At 38.5% G+C, this 24,197-nt stretch carries 25 protein-coding genes; 13 read left to right on the top strand and 12 right to left on the bottom strand.

The annotated features are described in order from the left end of the window. Positions 1–21: 21 nt before the first annotated feature. The 3 genes from H6F47_RS15535 (at position 22) to H6F47_RS15525 (ending at position 4,563) form a co-directional block, all read left to right on the top strand. Positions 22–798, top strand: coding sequence for a TIGR03943 family protein (locus H6F47_RS15535; protein ID WP_137667043.1), 777 nt, complete (start codon positions 22–24; stop codon positions 796–798). A gap of 217 nt (positions 799–1,015) precedes the next feature. After that, positions 1,016–2,515 (top strand): Ig-like domain-containing protein, encoded by a 1,500-nt coding sequence (locus tag H6F47_RS15530; RefSeq protein WP_190649903.1) that lies wholly within the window; start codon positions 1,016–1,018, stop codon positions 2,513–2,515. 425 nt (positions 2,516–2,940) lie between these two features. Next, a complete protein-coding gene (locus tag H6F47_RS15525) occupies positions 2,941–4,563 on the top strand; it encodes a hypothetical protein (protein WP_137667049.1) in 1,623 nt (540 codons plus the stop codon). A 23-nt stretch (positions 4,564–4,586) separates the two neighbouring features. Here the strand turns inward: H6F47_RS15525 and H6F47_RS15520 are convergent, their stop codons facing one another. Beyond that, the gene (locus H6F47_RS15520; RefSeq protein ID WP_190346400.1) at positions 4,587–6,647 is read right to left on the bottom strand and encodes a flavin-dependent dehydrogenase; all 2,061 of its coding nucleotides are present in this window, start codon (positions 6,645–6,647) and stop codon (positions 4,587–4,589) included. Between the two features lie 623 nt (positions 6,648–7,270). Between H6F47_RS15520 and H6F47_RS15515 the strand changes: the two genes are divergently transcribed. Both H6F47_RS15515 and H6F47_RS15510 read left to right on the top strand, forming a co-directional pair. Then, positions 7,271–7,474, top strand: coding sequence for a hypothetical protein (locus tag H6F47_RS15515; protein ID WP_096565175.1), 204 nt, complete (start codon positions 7,271–7,273; stop codon positions 7,472–7,474). Continuing rightward, positions 7,471–7,743 (top strand): type II toxin-antitoxin system RelE/ParE family toxin, encoded by a 273-nt coding sequence (locus tag H6F47_RS15510; RefSeq protein WP_137667041.1) that lies wholly within the window; start codon positions 7,471–7,473, stop codon positions 7,741–7,743. Before H6F47_RS15515 ends, H6F47_RS15510 begins: the two co-directional genes overlap by 4 nt. A 91-nt stretch (positions 7,744–7,834) precedes the next feature. Here the strand turns inward: H6F47_RS15510 and H6F47_RS15505 are convergent, their stop codons facing one another. From H6F47_RS15505 to trxA, 8 genes are all read right to left on the bottom strand, one after another. Continuing rightward, positions 7,835–8,437 carry a heme-copper oxidase subunit III gene (locus H6F47_RS15505; RefSeq protein WP_137667040.1) on the bottom strand — a complete coding sequence of 201 codons (603 nt, stop codon included), beginning with the start codon at positions 8,435–8,437 and terminating at the stop codon, positions 7,835–7,837. 129 nt (positions 8,438–8,566) lie between these two features. Next, entirely contained in the window at positions 8,567–10,240 is a 1,674-nt protein-coding gene (gene ctaD / locus H6F47_RS15500) for a cytochrome c oxidase subunit I (protein WP_096565169.1), read from the bottom strand. Between the two features lie 157 nt (positions 10,241–10,397). Further along, complete coding sequence (locus tag H6F47_RS15495; RefSeq protein ID WP_187040854.1) at positions 10,398–11,324, bottom strand: cytochrome c oxidase subunit II; 927 nt, start codon at positions 11,322–11,324, stop codon at positions 10,398–10,400. Positions 11,325–11,442: 118 nt separating this feature from the next. Next, a complete protein-coding gene (locus H6F47_RS15490; protein ID WP_137667039.1) occupies positions 11,443–12,051 on the bottom strand; it encodes a DUF2231 domain-containing protein in 609 nt (202 codons plus the stop codon). After that, complete coding sequence (locus tag H6F47_RS15485) at positions 12,048–12,548, bottom strand: DUF2231 domain-containing protein (RefSeq protein ID WP_096565165.1); 501 nt, start codon at positions 12,546–12,548, stop codon at positions 12,048–12,050. The genes H6F47_RS15490 and H6F47_RS15485 overlap by 4 nt, the downstream gene beginning before the upstream one ends. A 722-nt stretch (positions 12,549–13,270) precedes the next feature. After that, positions 13,271–14,215, bottom strand: coding sequence for a DNA polymerase III subunit delta' (gene holB, locus H6F47_RS15480; RefSeq protein ID WP_096565163.1), 945 nt, complete (start codon positions 14,213–14,215; stop codon positions 13,271–13,273). Positions 14,216–14,371: 156 nt separating this feature from the next. Beyond that, positions 14,372–15,010: a dTMP kinase gene (gene tmk, locus H6F47_RS15475; protein WP_190649901.1), complete on the bottom strand. Its 639-nt coding sequence runs from the start codon at positions 15,008–15,010 to the stop codon at positions 14,372–14,374. 434 nt (positions 15,011–15,444) lie between these two features. Continuing rightward, positions 15,445–15,771, bottom strand: a complete 327-nt coding sequence (gene trxA, locus H6F47_RS15470; RefSeq protein WP_096565157.1) for a thioredoxin — start codon at positions 15,769–15,771, stop codon at positions 15,445–15,447. A 205-nt stretch (positions 15,772–15,976) separates the two neighbouring features. On the opposite strand from trxA, the gene H6F47_RS15465 reads away from it, so the two are divergent. From H6F47_RS15465 to H6F47_RS15440, 6 genes are all read left to right on the top strand, one after another. Beyond that, a complete protein-coding gene (locus H6F47_RS15465; protein ID WP_190346403.1) occupies positions 15,977–16,582 on the top strand; it encodes a VWA domain-containing protein in 606 nt (201 codons plus the stop codon). Positions 16,583–16,829: 247 nt separating this feature from the next. After that, positions 16,830–17,441, top strand: a complete 612-nt coding sequence (locus H6F47_RS15460; protein ID WP_096565153.1) for a VWA domain-containing protein — start codon at positions 16,830–16,832, stop codon at positions 17,439–17,441. Positions 17,442–17,496: 55 nt separating this feature from the next. Then, positions 17,497–18,102, top strand: a complete 606-nt coding sequence (locus H6F47_RS15455; RefSeq protein WP_096572533.1) for a VWA domain-containing protein — start codon at positions 17,497–17,499, stop codon at positions 18,100–18,102. Positions 18,103–18,142: 40 nt separating this feature from the next. After that, positions 18,143–18,544 (top strand): hypothetical protein, encoded by a 402-nt coding sequence (locus H6F47_RS15450; RefSeq protein WP_096565151.1) that lies wholly within the window; start codon positions 18,143–18,145, stop codon positions 18,542–18,544. 358 nt (positions 18,545–18,902) lie between these two features. Further along, positions 18,903–19,178, top strand: a complete 276-nt coding sequence (locus H6F47_RS15445) for a hypothetical protein (RefSeq protein ID WP_137669344.1) — start codon at positions 18,903–18,905, stop codon at positions 19,176–19,178. Further along, positions 19,178–19,597 carry a type II toxin-antitoxin system VapC family toxin gene (locus tag H6F47_RS15440; RefSeq protein WP_190649899.1) on the top strand — a complete coding sequence of 140 codons (420 nt, stop codon included), beginning with the start codon at positions 19,178–19,180 and terminating at the stop codon, positions 19,595–19,597. Before H6F47_RS15445 ends, H6F47_RS15440 begins: the two co-directional genes overlap by 1 nt. Before the next feature lie 49 nt (positions 19,598–19,646). On the opposite strand, the gene H6F47_RS15435 is transcribed toward H6F47_RS15440, so the two are convergent. Next, the gene (locus H6F47_RS15435; RefSeq protein WP_190649897.1) at positions 19,647–19,976 is read right to left on the bottom strand and encodes a XisI protein; all 330 of its coding nucleotides are present in this window, start codon (positions 19,974–19,976) and stop codon (positions 19,647–19,649) included. A gap of 406 nt (positions 19,977–20,382) precedes the next feature. After that, the gene (locus H6F47_RS27975) at positions 20,383–20,523 is read right to left on the bottom strand and encodes a hypothetical protein (RefSeq protein ID WP_242027405.1); all 141 of its coding nucleotides are present in this window, start codon (positions 20,521–20,523) and stop codon (positions 20,383–20,385) included. Between H6F47_RS27975 and H6F47_RS28895 the strand changes: the two genes are divergently transcribed. After that, on the top strand, positions 20,516–20,626 hold the full coding sequence (locus H6F47_RS28895) for a chemotaxis protein CheB (protein ID WP_347239089.1): 111 nt from the start codon (positions 20,516–20,518) through the stop codon (positions 20,624–20,626). The genes H6F47_RS27975 and H6F47_RS28895 overlap by 8 nt on opposite strands. 10 nt (positions 20,627–20,636) lie before the next feature. Then, positions 20,637–21,440, top strand: coding sequence for an ATP-binding protein (locus H6F47_RS28890; RefSeq protein ID WP_190649911.1), 804 nt, complete (start codon positions 20,637–20,639; stop codon positions 21,438–21,440). A gap of 460 nt (positions 21,441–21,900) precedes the next feature. On the opposite strand, the gene H6F47_RS15420 is transcribed toward H6F47_RS28890, so the two are convergent. Further along, entirely contained in the window at positions 21,901–22,548 is a 648-nt protein-coding gene (locus tag H6F47_RS15420; RefSeq protein ID WP_096565149.1) for a response regulator transcription factor, read from the bottom strand. Between the last annotated feature and the right edge of the window lie 1,649 nt (positions 22,549–24,197).

Below are 24,197 nucleotides of genomic sequence, written 5' to 3'. Positions count from 1 at the left end.
AACATAATGACTCAATAAATAATGACTACAATCCCAAATCCCAAATCCCAAATCCCAAATCAGTTACTCCCTTGGCTAGATGTGTTAGCGATTACAGCTTGGGGAATTTTAATGCTGAAATACTGGTTCACAGGCGAACTAAATTTATTGATTCACCCAGATTTCTTTTGGTTAGTCATTTTGGGTGCTATGGGGTTACTAATCATTGGTTTTTTCAAGGGACTACAACTTTGGAAACAACGTCGGCGGTATGAAGTACCCAATAACCAGCAGCATATAAATCTATTTCCCCCTGGTTGGAGTAGTGGGTTGCTGTTAACCACAGCAGTTTTAGGATTTATCATTACCCCCCAAGTATTTAGCTCTCAAACAGCACTAGAGCGCGGTATAACTGAACTATTGGGAGCAACACGCGCCCAACCCCAAGCTTTTCGTGCCTCCATCCGTCCAGAAGAGCGAACCCTGATCGACTGGGTACGCACACTTAACGTTTATCCAGAACCGGACGCTTATACAGGGCAAAAAGTCAAAGTCCAGGGATTTGTGATTCATCCCCCAGAATTAGATCAAAATCATTTGATATTAGCCAGATTTGTGATTACTTGTTGTGCAGCCGATGCCTATCCCGCAGGATTACCAGTTCAACTTCCAGAAAACCGCGATAAATACCCACCAGATACTTGGCTAGAAATTGAAGGACAGATGATCACAGAAAACATAGCCAATAAACGCCGATTAACTATTAAAGCTACTTCCCTCAAGGAAATTCCCCAACCCAAAAATCCATATAGTTATTAGGGAATAGGTGATTGGTGATTGGTGATTGGGGACTGGGAAAGAAAATTTTAGATTTTAGATTTTAGATTTTAGATTTTAGATTTTAGATTGGAGATGACAAAAATAATCCAAAATACAAAATCCAAAATCCTTTCATTGCATTCACCTATTACCAATCACCAATCACTAATCACCCATCACCAATTACCAATTACCAATTACCAATTACCAATGACTAATGACAAAATCCTATAAATCTATCCAAGCACTAGATCGGGTAGCGATCGCCCTCATGCTGTTATTAAGTCTGCTGATTGGATTTGTGATCTGGCAAGGTGATGCAGTTAGACCAGTCGTTCGCAATTTTACTTGGCAGAATCAAAAAATCGGCGCTGAAGACACAGCTTTCACCCTCACCTTTAGTCGTCCAATGGACACCAAAAGCGTCGAAGATAATTTAAAAATCGATCCCCCACTGGCAGGTAAAATCAGTTGGGCAGGACGACGAATGGTTTACACACTCGTCACTCCAGCACCTTACGGGACTAACTATAAAGTTTCTCTAGAAGGAGCTAGAGATAAATTTTCCCAAACACAAGGCAAAAACAGGCTCATGCAAGCCTTTACAGGTAGCTTTTCTACTCGGAATCGAGCCTTAATTTACATAGGAGCTAATCAAGAAGAACAGGGAAAATTGGTACTGTATAACCTCACCCAAGAACAAAAAAAGGTACTGACCCCCAAAGACCTAATTGTTATGGACTTTGAGCCATTTACCAACGGAGATAAAATACTTTTCTCGGCTCGCTCCTCCAAAAATCCAGAATTGCTCTCAGCCCAAATTTATACAGTCACCACAGGTATTACTAGTGAACCAGGTGAACAACCTGAAGCACCAGGTAAACTTGACCTACTTTTAGATAACAAAGAGTATCAAAACCTCAAATTTGACCTCTCTCCTGATGGACAAACAATAGTAGTCCAAAGGGGAAAAAGAGATAATCCCGGAGACTTTGGACTGTGGCAGTTGTCAGCACCCAGGGACAGTTCAGGAGAAAAACCCACCCCACAACGCTTAGAAAGCCAACCCGGAGGAGACTTCCTGATTACACCAGATAGCAAAGCCGTAGCAGTTGCCCAAGGACAAGGAACAGCAATTTTATCCCTAGAAGGAGATACAACTAAACCCCTAGATTTTCTCCCGCAATTTGGCTTGGTTCAAGCTTTCTCTAAAGATGGTTCCCAGGCAGCAATGATCAAATTTAATACTGATTACACGCGGGATTTATTCTTAGTCACTAACCAAGGTGTACAGAAACAACTATTAAAAACCACAGGTTCAATTCTCGGTTGCAATTTTGATCCTGCCTCACCCACCCTTTACTGTTTGTTAACACAGCTAGTATCACAGGAACAATACATAGAACAACCTTATTTAGTGGCGATTAACCTCAAAACCCAAGAACAAAAACCACTGTTGATGCTACCCCCCGCCCAAAGAAATGTGCAAATGAGTTTAGCACCCGATGGGTTGGCTATTTTGTTTGACCAGATAGTTCCAGTAGGAGATACGGCCACCACCCTACCAGTCAATACCTTAAAAACAGATGATGGAGAACCGATAGCTACGAGCAGTCTGTGGTTAATGCCTCTTTTACCTATCACTGACCAAGGAAACCCCGAAATTAAGCCAGAACAACTGCCCTTAGTTGGTTTTCATCCCCTCTGGCTACCGTAAATTGGTAATTGGTAATTGGTAATTGGTAATTGGTAATTTGAAAAAATAAAATTGATTACCCAGTCACCAGTCACCAGTCACCAGTCACCAGTCACCAGTCCCCAGTGCTTAATCAAAATTGTCAAATAAAATACTTTAAACTCTGATAATCTCTACCAAATTACAGTAGCTGAGTGCATAGGGACGGCTTGATAATATTTTTTAGCAACTTGATATAACTTTTAATAAACGTCAAGTAGGTTCACACCCTCTACCCCTGGGAAGCCAAAATAGTACACCATAGCAATCTAGACTTGTCTAGGATTTATATAGCAGTTAAACTTGGCTTCTAGAGGCAATCCTGATTACCTCGGAATCGAACATATTTGATCAGCAATGCTGCTATGAACGTTGCTGAATATTTTTAAGCAGGTGGGTCAAGAGTGATGAATATAGGTGACACCTCAAACAATGGCACTGTGATTGAACCCCGAAATTTTGCAAATTCGCCGAAATCAGAGCAGGCGAGTTGTCCCTTTTACTCAGTTCTGCATGATGAAAATACAGCCGTGACTAATTTACCACTCCTGAACCCAGCAGATGATGTTGACCACGGGCTAAATATACAGCAGTCTGAATCTACAGTTACAGACAATTTACAAGATCATAATACCCAAAAAGATTGGATTGCAGAACCTGACAGTGAAAAACAAGCCCTGGTAGATTCAGAGTTTCAGAAGTTGCTGACGCTGAATGAAGAGTTACAAACAGCTAACGGTGATTTGTATGCTCAAGTAAAGCAGCTAAAACAAGAATTAGCTGAGGCAGAAAAGATTTTGCAGTGGCAAAAAAAACGCTCTAGTGTCACTGACTCAATGTTGAATCAACAAACTCAGGAACTAGCAACGGCTCAAGAGCAAATTCAGTCTCTTTTCCAGCAATTAGAAACGGCTGTCCAAACTGTTCAAAGTCAGGAAATGTTCATTGAAACCCATAAGGCACAGTTACAACTGAGTCAGCAACGAGTAGCCCAACTGGAAAGGGAATGTACACTGCTACAAACTAACTACAGTGAACAATCTCACCAACTATTGCACTCAGAAAATACTTGTCGGGAATTACGTACTCGACTAATACGCCAACAACGTCAAACTTTGCAATTTAAAGCAGCACTGGAAAAATGTCTAGATACCCCTGTCCCCAACTATGACACCAACTATGACACCAACTATGACACCAACTATGACACCCTAGAGGATACTGTCTATCATCCCCATGATCTTACTGGTGGACATAGCAGATTTTCTAGAAAAGCCAGGTCTTTGTTTCCCAATGCACAACCTATTAAACCTTGGTCTGCGGAAACCGATGCTACCCATGATACTTGTAGCACTCTACGTCAACATTTAGATAATTCCTGGCTAGAACCTTCAACTCCATGCGCTGATCAACAAGATCAACAAAATTACTCTACCTCCATTTCTGAACCTGCTGAAAAATCTTCAGATGTGGATGATATAGAAATCCCAATACAGTCAAGTCCCCAATTAGAGGATAGTGAATCTACTGCTGAAGTTGCAGATGTTTCTTCTCCTGGGGGATCAAATTTAGATCGCCAGTTGGAAAGTCTGATCGAAATGTTTTTTGCTTCTCAGTCTGCACCCTCAACTTCACCAACAGTCAATGATACAGAGAGTCATCCAGATGATGGGCTAATTTGGGATACCTTAGCATCAAATCTGGAAAAAAATGAGCCACTGGAAACAATCATAGAACAGTCTTTAGTAACGGAAAGTCATTTTCCAGAGTTTACACTTTCATCCAGCAATGAATCACTAATAAATGCCTCTACTCCCGAAAAAGAGCAAAATATTGCCAATATTCCCGAAAATAATGATTATTGGTCAGAATTGCCAAAAGAGCATTTCAGATCAGAACCTTTAGGTGAATATCACCTTGATCATAAATCACCTTCACCTTTGATTTATCCCCAGCGTCCACCCAAGGGACGGAAATCTTTAGCATCGGTGGAACTACCAAATTTCCGCCCCAAGTCGAAAGGTCAATAATCCAAGGACTAATGACTACTTAATTAATGACTTGTTTGGGTTACTGCTTTTGACTTAACGGTAACTACTTGATCCCGTAATCTTGGTTTACCTGTAGAAATGGCGTAGTTGGTCACTAATAGGTTTAACCACAATCCTGGAAAGCGTGTTTCTAGCCAGCCTTGACTCCACTTCAGGAATTTGGGAAACCATGTACTTAGTAAAGCACTGATGAAGGCATAAACGCCAAAGTTGAGGTAATTACCTAACCACCGAACTAAGTCTCTCAACCCTGCTAGTTCCCAAATCCATATTAATAAGGCGGGATTTTTTGTAGCTGCTTTTAATGCTAAACGGTTAAATGTGAACCAGTCGCAGCGGTCTTTAATGAAATTATCTGCTACTTCTGGGGGTTCGTCTGCTAATAAACCAAAGAAGGTATTGAGCATGGCATTAACCCGTTGAGGTGGGATAAATTTCCCTGTGGGAACCATCATTCCTTTGGAAAATAGCCAGGTGACGGAAACGTTACTTTGGTAAGCACGAATTTTATTGAGGTGACGGAAACTTAATAAGTCGTGTTTGAGGGCGGTGTTTAAGAGTGTGGTTAAACGTTCTAGGTTACGAACGAGAGAACCAAAACCAGTAAATACTAGGGGAGATTGCAGGGAAGCAGCATCACCAATGGCGATTAATCTATCAAAGGCTATGGTGCGATCGCTATCACTAACACTAAAATGCCCTGGAATATAGCCAAATGTGGGTTTTTTCCACACTAGCTTATCCATGTCACAACGGCGATATTCTGGCAAAATAGTGAAAAAGTCCTCATACATCTCTAACAACGAACCAGGATTTTTTCTATTCACTTCATGATAATGAAATAAATAAATTGTCAGTTCTTCCCCCGCAGCAGGAAATAATTCCCAAATCAATTGCCTGCCTCTAGAAATATCTCCGTGACTGTAAAGAACATCACCATACTGATAATCCCAGACACCAGGGGCAAATCCTTTATCAATCACTGCTCCCACGGTGGGACATACACTATCAAAGGCTCTACCCCCGTTTAATTGCCAAGCAATAGGGGAAGCTGTACCCATTGCATCTACTAATAATCTACCATTTACCTGCTGTTCAATTACCGTATTTACACCCTTGACAGTAACAGTAACTTGTGTTTTTCTGATATCTGCCCGGATAAATTCTGTTTGCTCCCAAATATCACCACCAGCGGCTTTAAGTTTTTCACCACATAATTGCAATAATTTATCTGAATCTAAAGCGATATTTAAAACAGTTGGCGTGTGTAGAACTGGTGCTTTTAAGTGAGGCGGATTATTAGCATCAAAGAATTTATTAAAGCCGTCTTTATACTCCCTGGCAATAATGGTTTCTAATTCTGCATTTGTTAATAAACCGAGATTGACCAAAGTTTGAATTTCATCACGAGAAATATTCCATTCTCGGTTCATGCGTCCAAAGGGTAATCTTTCCACCAATAGGACTTTATAGCCTAATTTTGCCATGACTGCGGCATGAATCGCACCCAAAGCGCCACCAATATAAATGAGGTCATAAGTGTTTTCTGCTGTTTGTTGCTGGTTTTCTGCATAAAACACCACCTGACGGGGTTGCTGAGGATTTTTGACACCTTCTCGCCAACGTTGCTCCCACCAGTAAGCACGTTTAAGATCATATTCTCCATGAGGCATTTTCTGAAAATACTTGACAGTTAGGGGATAATAGGGTTCTAGCTCTGCGAAAATCGACTTTTGAGGGTCAATCTTTGGTGGTTCGGGGTATTGATGGGGAAAACGGCTTCTAATACCTGTAGTCAGACGTTGCAATATTGAACCTTCGTTAGTGAAGGGTTTGTCTCCCCAACGAAACACTTTGAGGTAAGTGGTGCGTTGTACAGACCACACAAATATAGAAATTTCGGTTGCTAAAGGTCCTTTGACAGATGCAACCGGGTTTCGCAGACGCAGACCATCTGGGGTCAATAATTTTTCTCCATTTCCCGGCACAAAGTCGGTTTGTAGCCAGTCACGGACAGCACCACTATCGGTAGTAGGAACTTCCAAGTAAAGAATTTCTTTCATTTTCTGCTGATATCTCCTGTCTATCTACTCACTCAGAAAGATTTGACTCAGGCAATAAGTACATTAAGTACGTTAAACTCCGCCCTATCAATTGTTTGAATATTTAATGAAGAAATTTTAATAGTTTGTTAAATTTATGATTCATTTTGGAACTTATGTAAAACTTATCTAAATTTATAATAAAAAAGGCTGAAAACCCTTGAGGTTAAATTTTGATGCTATGAGGAAAAACTTAAACGTCCTGGATAGCAGGGACTCAGACAACAACCAGTTGATGAAGAACTGGTAGCTGCGGTTATTGCCGGAGTAGTCAAGCTTGGACGCGATAAAGGTCAATCTTTGTAAAATTTAACTGCGGAGGTTTTAGAAGACGATCCGCTGTTAAATGGACAACAACGACGCTAGTTGAGTATGTTAGTTGATCAAGCGTGGTTAATTTTGTATTAATCTGTTTAAAGAAAGAGGCAGGGGAGAAAATAAAATTGCTCACAAAAAGATATTTAAACTTAGTCTTTTAAAAAGGTTATACTCATACTTTTTAAGAACAAAAGTAAGAGGACATTAAGCATAGCCTGATATAAATATGCTAAATTAAATGTAGATAGTAATCCTATATCACTAAAATGCAAGCTGATAAATATCCATTTGCCCAAGAATTGATTACTGATATTCAAGGTAATATCAGAAAAGTAGTCATGGATTTTCAGGAATATCTACGGCTGCTAGAAGCACTCGAAGATGAAGGACTGATTCTAGCTATGAAAGAAGTAGAAAATGAGACACCATTAAATTTAGATGAAGCTTTAGCGGAATTGGAACAAGAGTGAATATCCAGTATCTACCCAGTTTTATTAAAGATTTAAAAGCACTAAAAAGTACACCTTACTATGAGTCTATCAAGAAGTTTGCTTTTGAAGAAATAATCGAAATATCGAGTTTTGAAGAAATCACAAATATTAAAAGACTTCAGGGATATGATAATGCTTATCGGATTCGTATAGGTGATTATCGTCTGGGTGTTATTTTTGATGGTGAAATATTAATTTTTGAAAGAGTTTTACATCGGAAAGATATTTATCGCTATTTTCCCAAATAGATGATTTCGGAATCATGATACAAATATATGGGTAGGGGTTTAGTATTGCTAAACCCCTACAAAATTTATTGCTTTATGCGTCTTAAAATCCCTACTGCCAAACGTAAATAAGGATAAACAAAATAATCCAGATAACATCAACAAAGTGCCAAAACAACGAAGTTGAATTAACACCAAAGTGACCATTATCGTAGTTACCGGGAATAAAAGAACGAATCAAAATCATAGACTGTAACAAAATCCCGGTGAAAACGTGCAAACCGTGAAACCCAGTTAATAGGTAAAACATCCCGCCATAAGTACCGGAAGTAAAGCCAAATTCTAATTGACTCCATTCCACATATTGACCATATAAAAAGTAGCTACCCATTGCCATTGTAGCTAACAAATAGATGCGAAATCCTGCTAGGTTATGTTGTTGTAAACATCTCTCAGCCAAGTAAATTACAAAGCTGCTAGAAACTAGGATAATAGTGTTAATTGTTGGGGCGACTATTTCTAATCCTTCAACACCAGCAGGAAGCCAATTAGGGTTTGTAGTTTTGTAGATGATATAACCAGCAAAGAAACTTAAAAAGATGACACTTTCTGATAGAAGAAAGACAATAAAACCAAACATTTTACTGCCTTCTTCGTCGTGTCCATGTTCATGGGCTGCATGATGTATTTGTGGCGTTTTGATTGAACTATCCATTGGTAATGTTCTCCTTTTGTTTTGGCAATACTGTTCAGTTAAGTTTGATTTTTTTATCTCACGCAGAGGCGCAGAGAACGCAGAGGTAAGAGAAAAAATTGTTTAATACTTAACTGAACTGTATTGTTTTTATTCGGCTGTTTTTATGGTTTGGGGTTCTAGGTTGGCTGTTAATGGTTCTGATTTTCCGTAACCGTAGGGTTCACTAATAATGATGGGAATTTCTTCAAAGTTCTCTACAGATGGAGGTGAAGAAATGAGCCATTCTAAACCAATTGCCCGCCAAGGGTTATCAGGTGCTTTTTCACCTTGTAACCAAGAAACTAAGATGTTGAAAATGAAGGGTAAGGTGGACATTCCTAATAGGAACGCGCCTAAACTAGCGAGAACATTCCAAAATGTATATTCTGGTGCGTAGGAAGCAACTCGGCGTAACATCCCTTGCAAACCTAATGGGTGCATGGGTAAAAAGTTTAAGTTTGTACCGATAAATGCTAACCAAAAATGTATTTTTCCCCAACCTTCGTTATACATTCTGCCGGTCATTTTGGGAAACCAATGATAGAGGGCTGCATACATTCCCATTGTTACTGTTCCGTACAGAACATAATGGAAATGTCCAACTACAAAATAGGTGTTATTAACGTGAACGTCTACTGGTACAGAGGAAAGCATAATTCCTGTAATTCCAGCAAAAACGAACATAATTAAACCACCTAATGCAAATAACATTGGTGTATTTAATTTGATTTTTCCACCCCAAATTGTCGCCACCCAAGCAAATACTTTAATTCCTGTGGGAACAGATACAAACATGGTCGTAACCATGAATAGTAACCGCATCCAACCAGGTGTTCCACTCACATACATATGGTGTACCCACACAATGGCACTGACCACAGCAATTAACATCGAAGAAATGGCAACTACTTTATAACCAAATAATGGTTTACGGGAATAAACAGGGAAAATTTCTGAGAAAATTCCGAAGATTGGCAGAATAATTACATAAACCGCAGGGTGGGAATAAAACCAGAAATAATGTTGAAACATTACCGGGTTTCCACCTTTGCTGGGGTCAAAAAATGCTGTTCCCATTGTTAAGTCAAACAGCAACATTACCGCACCAGCAGTTAAAGCAGGAAGTCCAAATAATTGAATAATTTGGGCGCTAAATACTGCCCAGACAAACAAGGGCATTTTAAAAAAGCCCATTCCTGGCGCACGCATTTTCACAATGGTGGTGACAAAATTCACCGCACCCATAATAGAAGAAACACCGGAAACAGCTACCGCTAATAACCAGAGAACTTGACCATTTATTAAATGTCCTGTGGGGTTTTGTAAACTCACGGGAGGATAAGCCCACCAACCAGCTTGGGCTGGTCCACCAGGGACAAAAAAGCTGGACATGAGTAAAATTCCCACTACTGGGACCATCCAAAAAGCGGCAGCATTGAGGCGAGGAAATGCCATATCTCGCGCCCCGATCATGATAGGTACGAGATAGTTTGCTAAACCAACAAGAGAGGGAAATGTCCACAGAAACAGCATTACTGTTCCGTGCATTGTGAACATTCCGTTATAAACTGTACGATCAATTAAATCAGATTCAGGGGTGACAAGTTCGCCCCGTAAAATCATCGCAAAAATGCCACCAACAAGGAAGAAAATAAAAGAAGTAACGAGGTATTGAATACCGATTACTTTGTGGTCTGTGCTGAAAGTGAAATAGGTTTTCCAGTGAGTTGGCGTTGAGTGATGATGTGATTCACCACCAAGATTAAGTGATATGTTTGTCATGGGATTTTGGATTTTAGATTTTAGATTTTAGATTTTGGATTTTGGATTTCATCACAATCCTGTTAATCCTTAAATCCTGGACATCCTTATTCAGACAAAAAGAAGGTTTCGCGCAAAGTGAAGAAAGAAGCAAAGGCGCAAAGGAAGAAAGAATTAATTAACCTGCAAAATTAACTACTGGAGGTGCAGCAGGTTTAACAGTTTCCCAACCGTTTTGTACATTTTGATTGTGATTTTGGGCGTATTCGGTAGCGGCTTGGTTTGGTGCAACTGTGGGATTATGACTGGCGGCTTTTTTCAACCAATCGTGATATTCTTCTGGGTTTTCTACTATCACGTTTGCTTGCATGGTTGCAAAGTATGTACCGCTATATTGGGAGTCGGTGAGGCTATATTTACCGGGGCGAATGGGGGTAAATTCAAAGTCGATGGTTTTACCGGGAACGATGTCTTGTTTAACGCGAAATGCGGGAATATACAAACCGTGGAGTACGTCTTCTGATTGTAGGGCTAAACGTACACGGCGATCGCTCGGTAAATGTAATTCTGTACTTGTAATTCCCTGTTCAGGATAACTGAACACCCACGCCCATTGTTTAGCAATTACGTCAATTTTTTCTAAGGGTTCGCTAACAGTTTCTCCTGGTGTTTCTTGCACTTCTGCATGGGCAATTTGCACAGGTAAGGGGTTATGTAAATGTAATAATTGGGAAGGTCCTTGAATCCCCATGTTTTCATACACTTCATAACTGTAACTTGCTATCCACAATACCAACATGATGGGAATAGCAGTCCAGACAACTTCTAAAGTGATATTTCCTTCAATATGTGGACCATCACTAAAGTCATAACTTTTGGCACGATGAAAAAGAACAGAATACAAAATAGCGGCAGTGACACCTAAGAAAATAAAAGCCCCAATTGTCACTAAAAAGCTAAACAAATCATCAATCAAATGTGATTCAGCCGCAGCTTGGGGGGGAAGCCAAGAATAGGCTTGTTTACCGATGAAAATACTGGCAATTGTGATGACAAAACCCCCCGCCATCACTAGGAAAAGATTTAAAATCAACCGAGTGTTCATGGTCATTTGTTGGTAATTGGTAATTGGTAATTGGTGATTGGTAATTGGTAATTAGTAATTGGTAATTGGTAATTAATTGGCATCTGAAAATTACGAATTACAAATTACAAATTACGAATTAATTACCTAGTACCTGATTAATGTCTTGTCCCATTCTTAACAAGTTATCCGCAGTATTATGTACACCAAATTCGGCTGCTAACTGCGCTCCTAATGTGCCGTGAAGATACATTAAGGCCATGATGAAAACTCCGGCAAAAATATAACTCCAACGCACTTGCATATCGGAGTCTTTGCAAGTAATGTAACGTTGCCATCCCCGCCAAAATGTCATTCCTACCATTAAAGCTAAGAGAAAAACACCGCCCACACCATGCCACATCATCGTGGACATTGCTTGCAAACCCCAGGAACTTTTTAAGTGTACTGGGGGAGTTGCTAACAACATTTCATAAAAACCAGCAGCAACTGTGAAAAATGTGATCACAGAAGCCGCTACCATGTTGTACCAACCAACTTCAAATAATTGGGCGCGTTCTACAGCTAAACCCAATGATTTAAATAACCATTGTTCTATGGGGAAAAGTACAGCAACTAAATCAAAAATTACCCCAATAATGAACAATCCTAATGTGAGGTGAACTAGGTTAGGATGAATAGGAATTGTGTAAGGTAGTCCGTTTGCTCCCATTTGGGCGCTGACTTGATCAATTAATTCTGAATTCATGGTAATATTCCATCCTTTACGGCTTCCACAACGGGTACTGTATGTATTCCATAAACCCACACTAATTCATCACCAAGATATACTTGAAAACCAACAAGTATGGTTAAAAGTAAACAAACTGCTAAATAATGAATTGGCAATCTTTGGGGATCACGACTGCGAAGTACATAACGCCAAGCTGTGATGGCTGCTAAAATTCCTGATAGTGACCAACCGATTAAGGTATGGTAATTTAATACTGATTTGACGATGTTGTAAGGTTTGGCTAAACCTGCTTCATACTGTCCAAAAATAATGGCTATAAATATGGATACGGTAGCTACAAATAAATTCCACCAACCCACTTCATAAAACCGAGTTTTGCCAGTTAAAAAGCCAATTAAATCACAGAAAACTGCAAATAATATCATGGCAATTACAAAGTGAACCACGATGGGATGCAGTGGATCTGGATATGGTAAATTGTGGTCGTTCAACGACGTTAAATACTCAATCATCAACTTCTCCTAGATTTATAGAATACTCCTTGGACAAACTTCAATAATTCATCAAAGTTACTACTATTAATCACGACTACTCATATTTTTTAGAATATTTCTGTGATATTATTCTGTTAATATGGTGTCATTTTTGTATTGATTAACAGCTAATTTGTCAGCAATTTTTAGCAAAGGATGTGAAGTCAATTCATATACTCATAAAAACAGTCTGTAACAGCAATTTTTGATGTAGCTAAATTCAATTGCTGTTAAGTTGCTGTTCAGGCTTTGATTTACTAGAACACCGATTCATTAATCGTAAGGGCGAAGCATTCGGACGGAATATGAACTGGTTTCAGCGATAGGTTATCACCCGAATGCTTCGCCCCTACAAGTTCGATACTCTAGACCTATTGGTTTAGGTTACGTAAATTTTTATTAATTGTCAAAAAAAACTAAAAGTTAAACTTTTAGAATGAGTAGAGAGCAAAGGTAGAGAGCAAGAAGGGGAATATGATAATCTGAATATCCTTGCTTTCTGTAGATATTATGAAATACAAAGAAAAGATTTTGATGTCTAGTAGTGTACATTTAATAATTATTACTTTGTTTTTTTAATAACAGAATTTTATGTAATTTATGGTATGTCAACAAACTGTCTGTATGGTTAATTGGCTGTAATTAAGAATTATTCTAAATTAGATATTACTCATTACCCATTACCCATTACCCATTACCCATTACCGAATTTGCAATATTGCTAAAAATGTACATTCCCAAACTAACCGGGGTTGAGCATAAGATAATAAATTCTTGCGAGTTTTTTCTAATTGTTCAATAATGCCAGGTTTATGTATTTGTTGCCAGTAAAATTGTTGCAGATAATCTATTAACCATAATTGTGCTTCTGTGTCTAATTCTTTATCAATTTTCTTCGCTAGTTCTAACGCATGACGATAAGATTTAGGTGTTTTTTTTACTTCTTGGAGTAATTCACTATTAATTGTTTGTAGTTGTTGGTAAGCTAAAATTGCACTTCCTGGACTACCAGCAGCTATACTTAAAATTTCTGGATGTTGTAAAATCCCCCCATTTCCTGTTTGTGTTAAAACTTGAGCAACAGCAGCAGTATCTAATCTATAAAAAGGGATTTTTTGACAGCGAGAAACCAAAGTTGGTAAAATTGCATCAGGAGAAGGAGCGATTAAAATTAAAGTCGCTTGTCCTGGTTCTTCCAAAGTTTTCAGTAAAGCATTAGCAGCAGATTCAGCCATTGTTTCTGCTTGTTCTAAAACTACCACATTTCTGGGCGCTTCCAAAGGTGGACGGGATAAAAATTGGGTAATTTCTCGAATTTGTTCTAAACGAATAACTGGAGGTGCTTTGCGTTTTACTCCTTTTTCTGCTGCTTCTGCTGCTGTTAACCTTTGTCCTTGATATTGATAAGTTGGTTCTACCCAAAATAAAGCGGGGTGGTTTCCTTGACGAATACGATTTTTTAAAATAGATAATTGTTCAGGTTTTACAGAACTAGAAAATAATAATTCAATAAAACATTTAGCGGCTAAACTTCTACCCACACCATCAGCACCAACAAATAAATAAGCTGGTGCGACTCTGTTTTGTTTAACAGAAGATGTTAATAAATCTATTGCTTGTTGTTGTCCAATTAGTTCTTCAAACATTATTTATAAGGGGTCATGAGTCAGGATAACAGAGAAATAAAAAATCATTAATTAATAATAATCAAAAGCAATGATCATAAAACCCAGAAAAAATCTAATTCCTCTGCGTCTTCTGTGTCTCTGAGGTTCGATACAAAAAATCTTCACTAATTATTTTCAGGGAGTTTCGGATATCACAGAATTACGAATTAAAATTTCCTTGATATTGTCATGCACCAATTCTTGATTTAAACTACCATCAACTCGAAAAATTCGAGAAGGATAATTAGCAGCTAATTCAGTATATCCTTGCTGTACACGACGATGAAAATCTATTGTTTCCTGTTCAATTCTATCTAATTTACTTTGACCACGTTTACGAGAAAGTCCTAATTCCACATCCACATCTAACCAGATAGTTACATCACTTTGTAAACCACCTGTAGCAATATAATTTAATTGATTAATTAAACTCATACTTAAACCCCTACCATAACCTTGGTAGGCAATAGTAGAGTCAGTATAGCGATCGCATAAAATATATTTTCCTGCTCCTAAATTTGGCTTAATTTCCTGCTCGATGTGTTGCGCCCGATCAGCAGCGTATAATAATAATTCCGTAACCTCACCCACAGGTTTATCCTCTGATTTTTCCAGCAATAGCTGTCGTAAATGTTTCCCTAACTTTGTTCCCCCTGGTTCACGAGTCAGAATAACTAATACACTTAAAGTTTCTAGCCACTGACTACACAGTTGCATCTGAGTAGTTTTACCAGAACCTTCCACACCTTCAAATACAATTAATTTACCGCTCATATTTTGAAAATTTCCTATTACCGATTTTTTTTAACCTTATTATCGCTCGCTATGCCGCAATTAGATATTTAATCTCGTGGTTATCAGTTGTACCACTCAATTGTGTAATTATTACAGATATGATTAAATCGAATCTGGAGGTATTGGGTATTGTCTGTCCAGAAACAATGATCAAACATGACTTTACTTTCAAAAAGATCCCCAATTTCTTAAAGAAGTCGGGGATCTGGGTATGCAAGATTCCTATAGCTGAATACTTACGCATAACCTATATTTACCAAGACAGCGATCGCAATCTTGGCATCATCTTTAGTCCTAATCACATCTTTTACCTGTTCCTGACTTCTTGATAGCGACTTGTACTGAGCGCAGTCGAAGTAAGCGTGGCGTTAGCCATTCTCCTGACTTTTGCTATAACTGATCAAAGGTAATGACTATACGGTAATATACTGTGCTAGAGTTTTAGTTAAAGTAGTTTTGGGAACCGCACCGACCACTGTATCAACTTGCCTACCCCCCTTAAATACCATGATAGTGGGGATGCTACGAATACCATAATGACTAGCAACTGTGGGATTTTGATCTGTGTTCACTTTCACCACTTTCACCTGTCCTTCATATTCAGCGGCTACTTCTTCAACAACAGGAGACAACATTCTACAAGGTCCACACCAAGGGGCCCAAAAATCCACTAAAACCGGAGTCTCACTATCCAACACTTCCTGTTTGAATGTTGCTTCTGTGACATTGGTAATAGTCATAGTTGTTCTCCTGATCTGAGTGAATTAACTTGAAAGCTCGACATTTACCTATGCTGCAATATTGACTTATTTAGGGATTTTACCGCAGAAAACGGTTGTTTATAGATGAGAATAGTTTAAATGATTATTACAATACCTCTACATCTAGATATCATCGTCTGACCTAAGAGTTAAAATAGAAACCGAAAAATCATTAGAGGTATTTATGATGAGCGATCGCGACTATACCCTAATCATTGATAAAAGTGGCAGTATGTCAACTCCTGACCAAGTTGGTGGTAGAAGTAGATGGGAGATTGCCCAAGAGTCTACCCTCGCTTTAGCTAGAAAAGCAGAACAATTTGATCCCGATGGGATTACAGTTTATGTCTTTTCTGGGCGATTTAAACGTTATGAAAATGTCACTTCCGCCAAAGTTGCTCAAATATTTCAAGAAAATGACCCTGCGGGTACAACCAACTTAGCAGGTGTATTACAAGATGCCCTCAATAATTATTTTCAGCGTAAAGCTTCAGGGCAAACTAAACCCAATGGAGAAACAATTTTAGTGGTAACTGATGGTGAACCTGATGATCGCAAAGGCGTATTTGAAGTCATCATTAGCGCCACTAGGCAAATGGAGCGAGATGAAGAATTAGGAATTTCCATGATTCAAGTCGGCTCAGATGCTCAAGCGACAAAATTTCTCAAAGCACTAGATGATCAGTTGCAAGGTGTAGGCGCTAAATTTGATATTTGTGACACCGTGACTTTAGATGACTTAGAAGAAATGAGTTTGGCAGATGTGTTGATGAATGCCATCACTGACTAATTAGGGTTTAGTGAAAAAGTCTTGTCGTGAAGCTAGGGAATAGGGAATAGGGAATAGGGAGAAAAATTTTAGATTTTAGATTTTAGATTTTAGATTGGAGTTGACAAAAACAATCCAAAATCCAAAATCCAAAATCCAAAATAAAAAAACTCCAGCATAGCTGCCTCCTACCTCCCGACTCCTGACTCAAAACCATCAACTCAACTTTAAGAGCTACTTTAATAGCTGGATCACTGGAGAATTATCAATGTTAGAAAATCGTGATTACACACTGCTGATAGACAATAGTGCCAGTATGGGAAAGCCATTGGGATTAGGGTACACCAACAAAACCAAATGGTTAGCTTTACAAGAATCAACTTTTGCTCTTGCTCGCAAGTGTGAAGAATTTGATTCAGATGGTATCACCATTTATTTATTTGCCCGCAAATTTCAACGCTTTGATAATGTTACCGCTGAGAAAGTAGCCCAAATTTTTGCAGAAAATCAACCTGCGGATACAACTAATTTAGTAGGTGTACTTCAAGATGCCCTTAATAACTACTTTCAACGTAAAGCAACTGGTAAAACTAAGCCTAATGGGGAAACAATCTTAGTGATAACTGATGGGATACCAGGCAATAGACAAGCAATATTTGAAATCATCATCAAAGCTACTTACCAAATGGAACAAGAGAAAGAATTAGGAATTTCCATGATTCAAGTAGGTGAAAATTCTCAAGCTACAAAATTTCTCAAAGCTATAGATGATGAATTAACAACTGTTGGGGCTAAATTTGATATTTGCGATACTATCACCTTGGAAGATTTAGGAGAAATGAGCCTCACGGATGTTTTAATCAATGCCATAGGTGACTAAATATTTAGTGTCTTAGGCTGGCTGAATTGACTAATGATAAATGGAGAATGGAAAAATGTTAGACAATCGTGATTACACTTTAATTATAGACAAAAGCGGTAGCATGGCCACCCCAGATCAAAAAGGTGGACGAACCAGATGGGTAGCAGCACAAGAATCTACTTTTGCATTAGCTAGTAAATGCGAACAATTTGACCCTGATGGCATAACTGTTTATTTATTTTCCGGTAGATTCAAACGTTATGATAATGTTACCTCTAGTAAAGTAGCACAAATTTTTCGGGAAAATGATCCAGCCGGGACAACTGATTTAGCAGGTGTATTGAAACACGCTACTGATGATTATTTTCAGCGTAAATCTAGCGGGCAAACGAAAGAAAATGGCGAGACAATTTTAGTTGTAACTGATGGTGAACCTGATGATCGTAAGGCGGTAATGAAAGTTATTATCGAAGCATCGCGCCGACTTGATCGAGATGAAGAATTAGCAATTTCCTTTATTCAAGTTGGTACTGATGCCCAGGCTACTCGCTTTTTGAAAGTTTTAGATGATGAACTGCAAAGTGCTGGGGCAAAATTTGATATTTGTGATACAGTAACAATGGAAGATATGGAAGATCTGAGTTTATCAGAAGTGCTACTTAATGCCATCACTGACTAGCTAAACTCACTAGCTAAACTCATAATGAGGAGTGTTTACAATGGACTCCATTGATCAGTTATTAGCGGAAATTCAGGCTGAATACAAAGGGGAAAAACCTCAACCACAGCAGCCACAAAAGCCGACAGTAACTACAGCCAAACCCTTGATGAATTCTGCTTCTAAGTCCGATGCTTTAATAGATAACTTATTAGCAGATGTCAAAGCTGATTTTGCTGAACAAGATGCGGCTGAAGAATTGAGAAAACAGCAAGAATTAGAACAGGAAAAAATTCGTCAAGTACAACTTAAAGCTCAACAACTTGAGAATTTGCAGAAGCAAGCTCAAGCATGGTTATCTAAATTAGATCCCTTCTCATCTGAAGGACTTTGGTTTGAAAGGTTTGCGGAAGCATACCCATCAAAATTAGATGCTGCCATTGAATATTTACAAAACAATTAGTAGCAATATCCAGATACTCGACTTTTCACAGAAGTTGAGTATTTTATTTACAGCAGCTTTCATTGGTCAGCGGTCAGCGGTCAGCAGTAAAACCCTTTTGGTGCAAGGCTTTTTGATCAAAATTTTTACCTGATTGATCTGCAATAGACCTGTCCGAAAATTAAAAAGGCAGTCTGTGTATGGCTTTGAGGATGTTCTCATTTCAGCCAGACTTGACGTAATCATGAGGGCTAGAGATAGTTACTGTTAGTATAGCCCGGAAAAAATGCCGATGGTTATTTCATGATCTGCATACTTTTAACACATATCATAAATAAATACAGAAATTGGCAACCTGTACCTAAGAATGGTGGTAAAAATGGAAACAATAAAATTGCTGGCACATATTGGTACAGATGGTATATTGCAAATCCAAACCCATACAGATTTTAAAGATAAATCTGTAGAAGTATTGGTAGTTGTCCAACCATTAGATAATACAGAAGCTACCACAATAAAACATAACGCTTGGGGAAAAGCCACTACTAAAAAATCAATTCAAGACGCAATTAGTAGAATGCAACAACTAAGGAAAGAAGTAGGTTTAGATAAAAACCTAATCCGTGAAATGATTGAAGAAGGACGAAGATTTTAATGCAGTTTGTTTTAGATTGTTCGGTAGCAATTAGCTGGTGTTTGGTAGACGAAAATAATGATTATGCTAATTCCATATTAGCAACGATGGTAGATTCTGAAGCATTTGTACCAGGAATTTGGTCGCTGGAGATTGCTAATACTCTTGTTGTAGCAGAACGACGTAACCGCATGACAAAAGAACAATCTGAAGAAGCTATTAATTTATTACAGTCCCTATTAATTCAAGTTGATATAGCTACAGATACAAATGCTTTAGATGCAACCTTGAAATTAGCAAGACAAGAAGGTTTAGCCGCTTATGATGCAGCTTATTTAGAATTAGCATTGCGGTTGAAATTACCATTAGCAACACTTGATAATCGGTTAGCAGAAGCAGCGATTCGCTGTGGTGTTAGTCTGATTATTGATAAAGAATAAACCTGTTATGTAATGGTAAAAAATGGAAATAAATTATTATCCCACCGTATTATCCCACCGCAAAACCTGTAAATTGCCGCTTATAAGGCGCGTGAAATCCTAAAACAATATCTTCTTTAGGGACACCAGCAGCCATTAATTCATTAGCAATACCAATTTCTGTACCATCTCTTTGTATCCATATTTTATCATCTTTAATATCAACATGAATGATCACCCCATAAGTTCTAATTTGTTGTTTCCAACCAATATTTAATACTTGATAATGATGACGTTGCGTATCAAAAAGCAGTTGAATTTCTGTACCATTAGCGATATCATTACGAGAATGATTACGTAAAATATCTTGAATAATTTGCGAGTAATTTATTCTTTCCATAAAACAATCTTCTGGGATAAAAGTTAAAATTTTTATGGATATCTTTCAATAATGGACAATTAACAATGAACAATTGACAATTACCTCTCCCTTGCAGGGAGAGAATTGAAAAAGCGGAATTTTTTGATTTTTTTCTCCTTGAAAGGGGAGGTTTTAAACATTGAATGAAACAATTGTCAATTTTCAATTATCAATTGATAACTAGCTTCATGAAATTATCTCAAAAATTTCCTTATCTGTATATACTGTTCCCTGATTTGGCATCAAATAAGAACGCAATGCGCGTAATTTGTGAGTCAAAATGTAGCTCTCAATAGCTTTACCAACTAAACTATCAACAGATATACATTCAGCTTGAGCAAGTTCTTAGATGCTGTCAATACCCCAGCTATTAGTTTAGGTGAACCTACAGATATAGCATTAGATTATTAAAGAAAATATCCACTATTGCTAGATTAATCGGTAAGTCTGCCCGTGGACGATCGCAGTTTGATCCACGACTCAAACCCACAACTTCCCCAAAACCACAACCACCTCTCATAGTCATCGGTTCTTCCACTGGTGGTCCCCAAGCTTTAGTTACTATTCTGTCCCAGTTTCCTCAAAATTTAAACGCCTCTATCGTCATCGTTAAATACAGATGTAGTTAAAGTTTTACTAATTGATGATCAACCAATAATCGGCGAAGCAGTTGGCAAATTACTAGCTAACAAGCAAAATATCGCTTTTCATTATATAGACAACCCCGCACAGGCTATTCAAAAAGCTATTTCCCTTGAGCCTACAGTCATTATCTTAGACATGATTATGCCTGAGATTGATGGACTAATGCTATTACGTTGGTTTCGCTCCCATCCAGCAACCTATAATATTCCTATTGTCATGCTCTCCAGCAAAGAAGATCCACAAACTAAAGCAGATGCTTTTGTTGCTGGTGCTAACGACTATTTAATTAAATTGCCCGATGTAGTGGAGTTAATTGCCCGCATCCGTTATCATTCTAAAGCCTATAACAACCTCAAAGCACTCTCAACAGCAAATGCCACTTCTCATAGGCTAAAACAAGAAATTGAGGTGATTAAGGAATATGGAGACTTACCATTAGTTGAATGTTATCCAGCCCAACTCAACCAAGTATTTATGAATATCCTCAGTAATGCCATTGATGCCTTATTAGAACAAGAACAAAAAAAACAAAAACAAATAGTAATTAAAACCAAAAAAACTGATTCTGGTAAGATCACAATTAGCATCCGAGATAATGGACCAGGCATTAGTTTAGAATTACAAAGCAAGATATTTGATCCATTTTTTACAACCAAACCTGTCAACAAGGGAACTGGTATAGGACTGGCAATTAGCTATCAAATCATCGAAAAGCACCAAGGCAATATTTATGTTTGTTCTGACCCTAGTTATGGTACAGAATTTATCATAGAAATCCCTACGGAACAGATTACTTAATCACGGAGCAGGGAGCAGGGAACAGGGAACAGGAGGCAGAAGGCAAAAGGCAGGAGGCAGGAGTTATTTATTTTGGATTGTTTTTGTTAACTTCAATCTAAAATCTAAAATCTAAAATCTAAAATCTAAAATCTAAAATCTAAAATCTAAAATCTAAAATCTAAAATTTTCTTCCCCAGTCACCAGTCACCAGTCACCAGTCACCAGTCACCAGTCACCAGTCCCTATAATTAGCCTGTATAAATAATTTTAGGTGATATCTGGGTTGGAAGATAGCAATTGAGGAAAGTATCATAAAACATGAATTATGAAGTTGGAATTGAAAAATCTGTATGCTTCACAATTCATGTCATGTTTTTTACTGGCTATCAAACTAAAGTCAAGATCAAATAAAGGATTTGAGCTTTGAGTTATGATTTTTTAACTCAAAACTCAAACCTTCACCAAATCAGTGGAACATTTAAGCCATTTGATTTTCAATCGCCCACCGTGCTAGTTCAGTACGGTTGTGGAGATTGGTTTTGCCCAACATATTGGAAACATGGCTTTCAACTGTACGCTGACTAACATTTAGTTCTTCAGCGATTTCCCGGTTAGCTAAACCCCTAGCCACAAACTGAACCACTTTCAGTTCTGTGGGAGTTAACTGGACATCAAAGGGAACCTGGATACGAGAACCGTTTTCCCCTCCCTTAGTTTGATGTTCTTTCCAACGGATAGTTTGCTTGAGTGAAGATTCTACTTGTGCTACGAGTTCTTCTGCTTCAAAGGGCTTGACCATATATACGTCAGCACCTTTATTCAGACCTTTAACTCGGTCTGCACTTTGCCCCTTAGCGGACAGGAAGAGAACAGGTATCCAGCTAGTGCGTTCAGTTTGCCGGACTTGTTCCACAAAAGTGTACCCGTCCATTTCTGGCATCATCACGTCACAGATGATCATGTCTGGAACATCATGGTCTAATATTTCCAGAGCTTGCCGTCCATTTTCAACCGTGATGACTTCGTAGCCCCGGAATTCTAAGTAATCCTTCACCAGCAAGATGAGGTTAGGGTCATCATCAATTAATAGAAGTCGTTTGTGATCTTTCATGCTGGACTCTTTCATAGCAGTGGCACTTGTCGCGCTTCAATCCATCAAGGTCTTGAATAGTTATCCTCTTTGGTGGATTATGTGAGATGTTGTGCAAAACAAACCTGACAAAAATTGTTCATGGCAGGGGCATAAGCAAATACACCCTAGAACCTGGAACATTTTGTTGTTTGCTTCCTGCTTCCACCAAGCCCGTCGCCGGGTTCTTGTCCACAGGCGTAAATTCCGCGCTGGCCGCACGTACTGTTTTTCCCACTTAACTTGCCTTGGTTTTTTGTGGTTGTGAAAGTGGTAGGCACTCTTAACATACTACTAGTAACTTAATGGCAAAAGTCTAGTAAGGATACGGAGAGCAATAGTATTTATAATGCGCTATTATATATTCTTTTGAAAGCAGCGGGCTAAAAAACCTGATTAAATCATAATCCGTCTGGTTGACAGGTTCAGTATTTAGCTGAAGATCACCCTAACTGACAACTCACCCGCACTTTCATTTGTTAACTGTTGCTCTGCTATATCCTGTTTTGAATGTTAAGCCTCTAGAGGTTCACAAGAAACTAAGGAAGTTCCTGGCAAAAAATGGTTGAAAAAGGCTTATGCTTACATTTCCATAGATGCCAATTAAGTGTTTTGGGATCATCCGCTCAATAACTTCCGGTTTTTTGAATATAGTTCATAAAACCATTGACAAATATCTCAGGTTTTATTTTGTGAGGTTTTACCTCACAGGGTGAACTACATACCCTCTATCCCTTGGTTAATAGCTGTCGGGACTACTTAATTTACATCACCTGCCTAATTGTTTGATTATCTCCCTCAATTAATTTTGACAGTGAAATAAAAAAAGGCTTGGACTTGTGCTAAGTGTCTTACCAGAGCTAGGGTGTCATTTTCTGGAATTTCCCCAAAACTATTGATTTATATCATTGACTATGAAGGCGTAAAAATGTTTTATTTATGCCTGTTATAGCCTATATATGACTATAAATCAATTAATTTGTGTAATACCAAACCGCATCTGGGTAAACTCCCATTATCTATCTAGAACAACAAATACGCAAGCGGTTGGTTGAGGTTTAGAAGATGCAAATAGGAAGAATCTCACACGATGGTTGAGATGTCCACACTTTGAGTCACAGTTTCCAGCATTCCCAGATGACATAGCTAGGAGGTTTTTAGCCCGGAGTATCTGTTTGGTAAGAACCAGCAGAAACCTGTGGAGGGAAAAGAAAGCCAATCTTAGCGCGTCCACATATTACTTAGGGCTTGAAGTTCCACAGCTTTAGTAGTTCTGGGGATTGGATGACTGTTTGGATGGCGGTGTTGACTTACTGTATTGTTACTCATTCAGCGGCTCCCTGTTTACAGTTCTATAACAATTTCCCAGGTTTGGAAATAAAGTTGTCCATATAAAAATATTCACTACCTACGCAACAGAACCCGACAACTAAAACAATTAGGTATTTATGCTCTGTGATTGGTGATTGGTGATTGGTGATAGTTGATAGTTGACAGTTGATAGTTGACAGTTGATTGGGAAACATAAAATTGATTACCCAGTCACCAGTCACCAGTCCCCAGTCCCCAGTCCCCAGTCCCCAGTCCCCAGTCCCCAGTCACCAGTCACCAGTCACCAGTCACCAGTCACCAGTCACCAGTCCCCA

Origin of the sequence: Sphaerospermopsis sp. FACHB-1094 (assembly GCF_014696195.1) — a bacterium.
Lineage (GTDB): Bacteria > Cyanobacteriota > Cyanobacteriia > Cyanobacteriales > Nostocaceae > Sphaerospermopsis > Sphaerospermopsis kisseleviana.
Note: the sequence above shows the minus strand (reverse complement) of the source record. Positions and strands in the feature narration are given on the sequence as shown.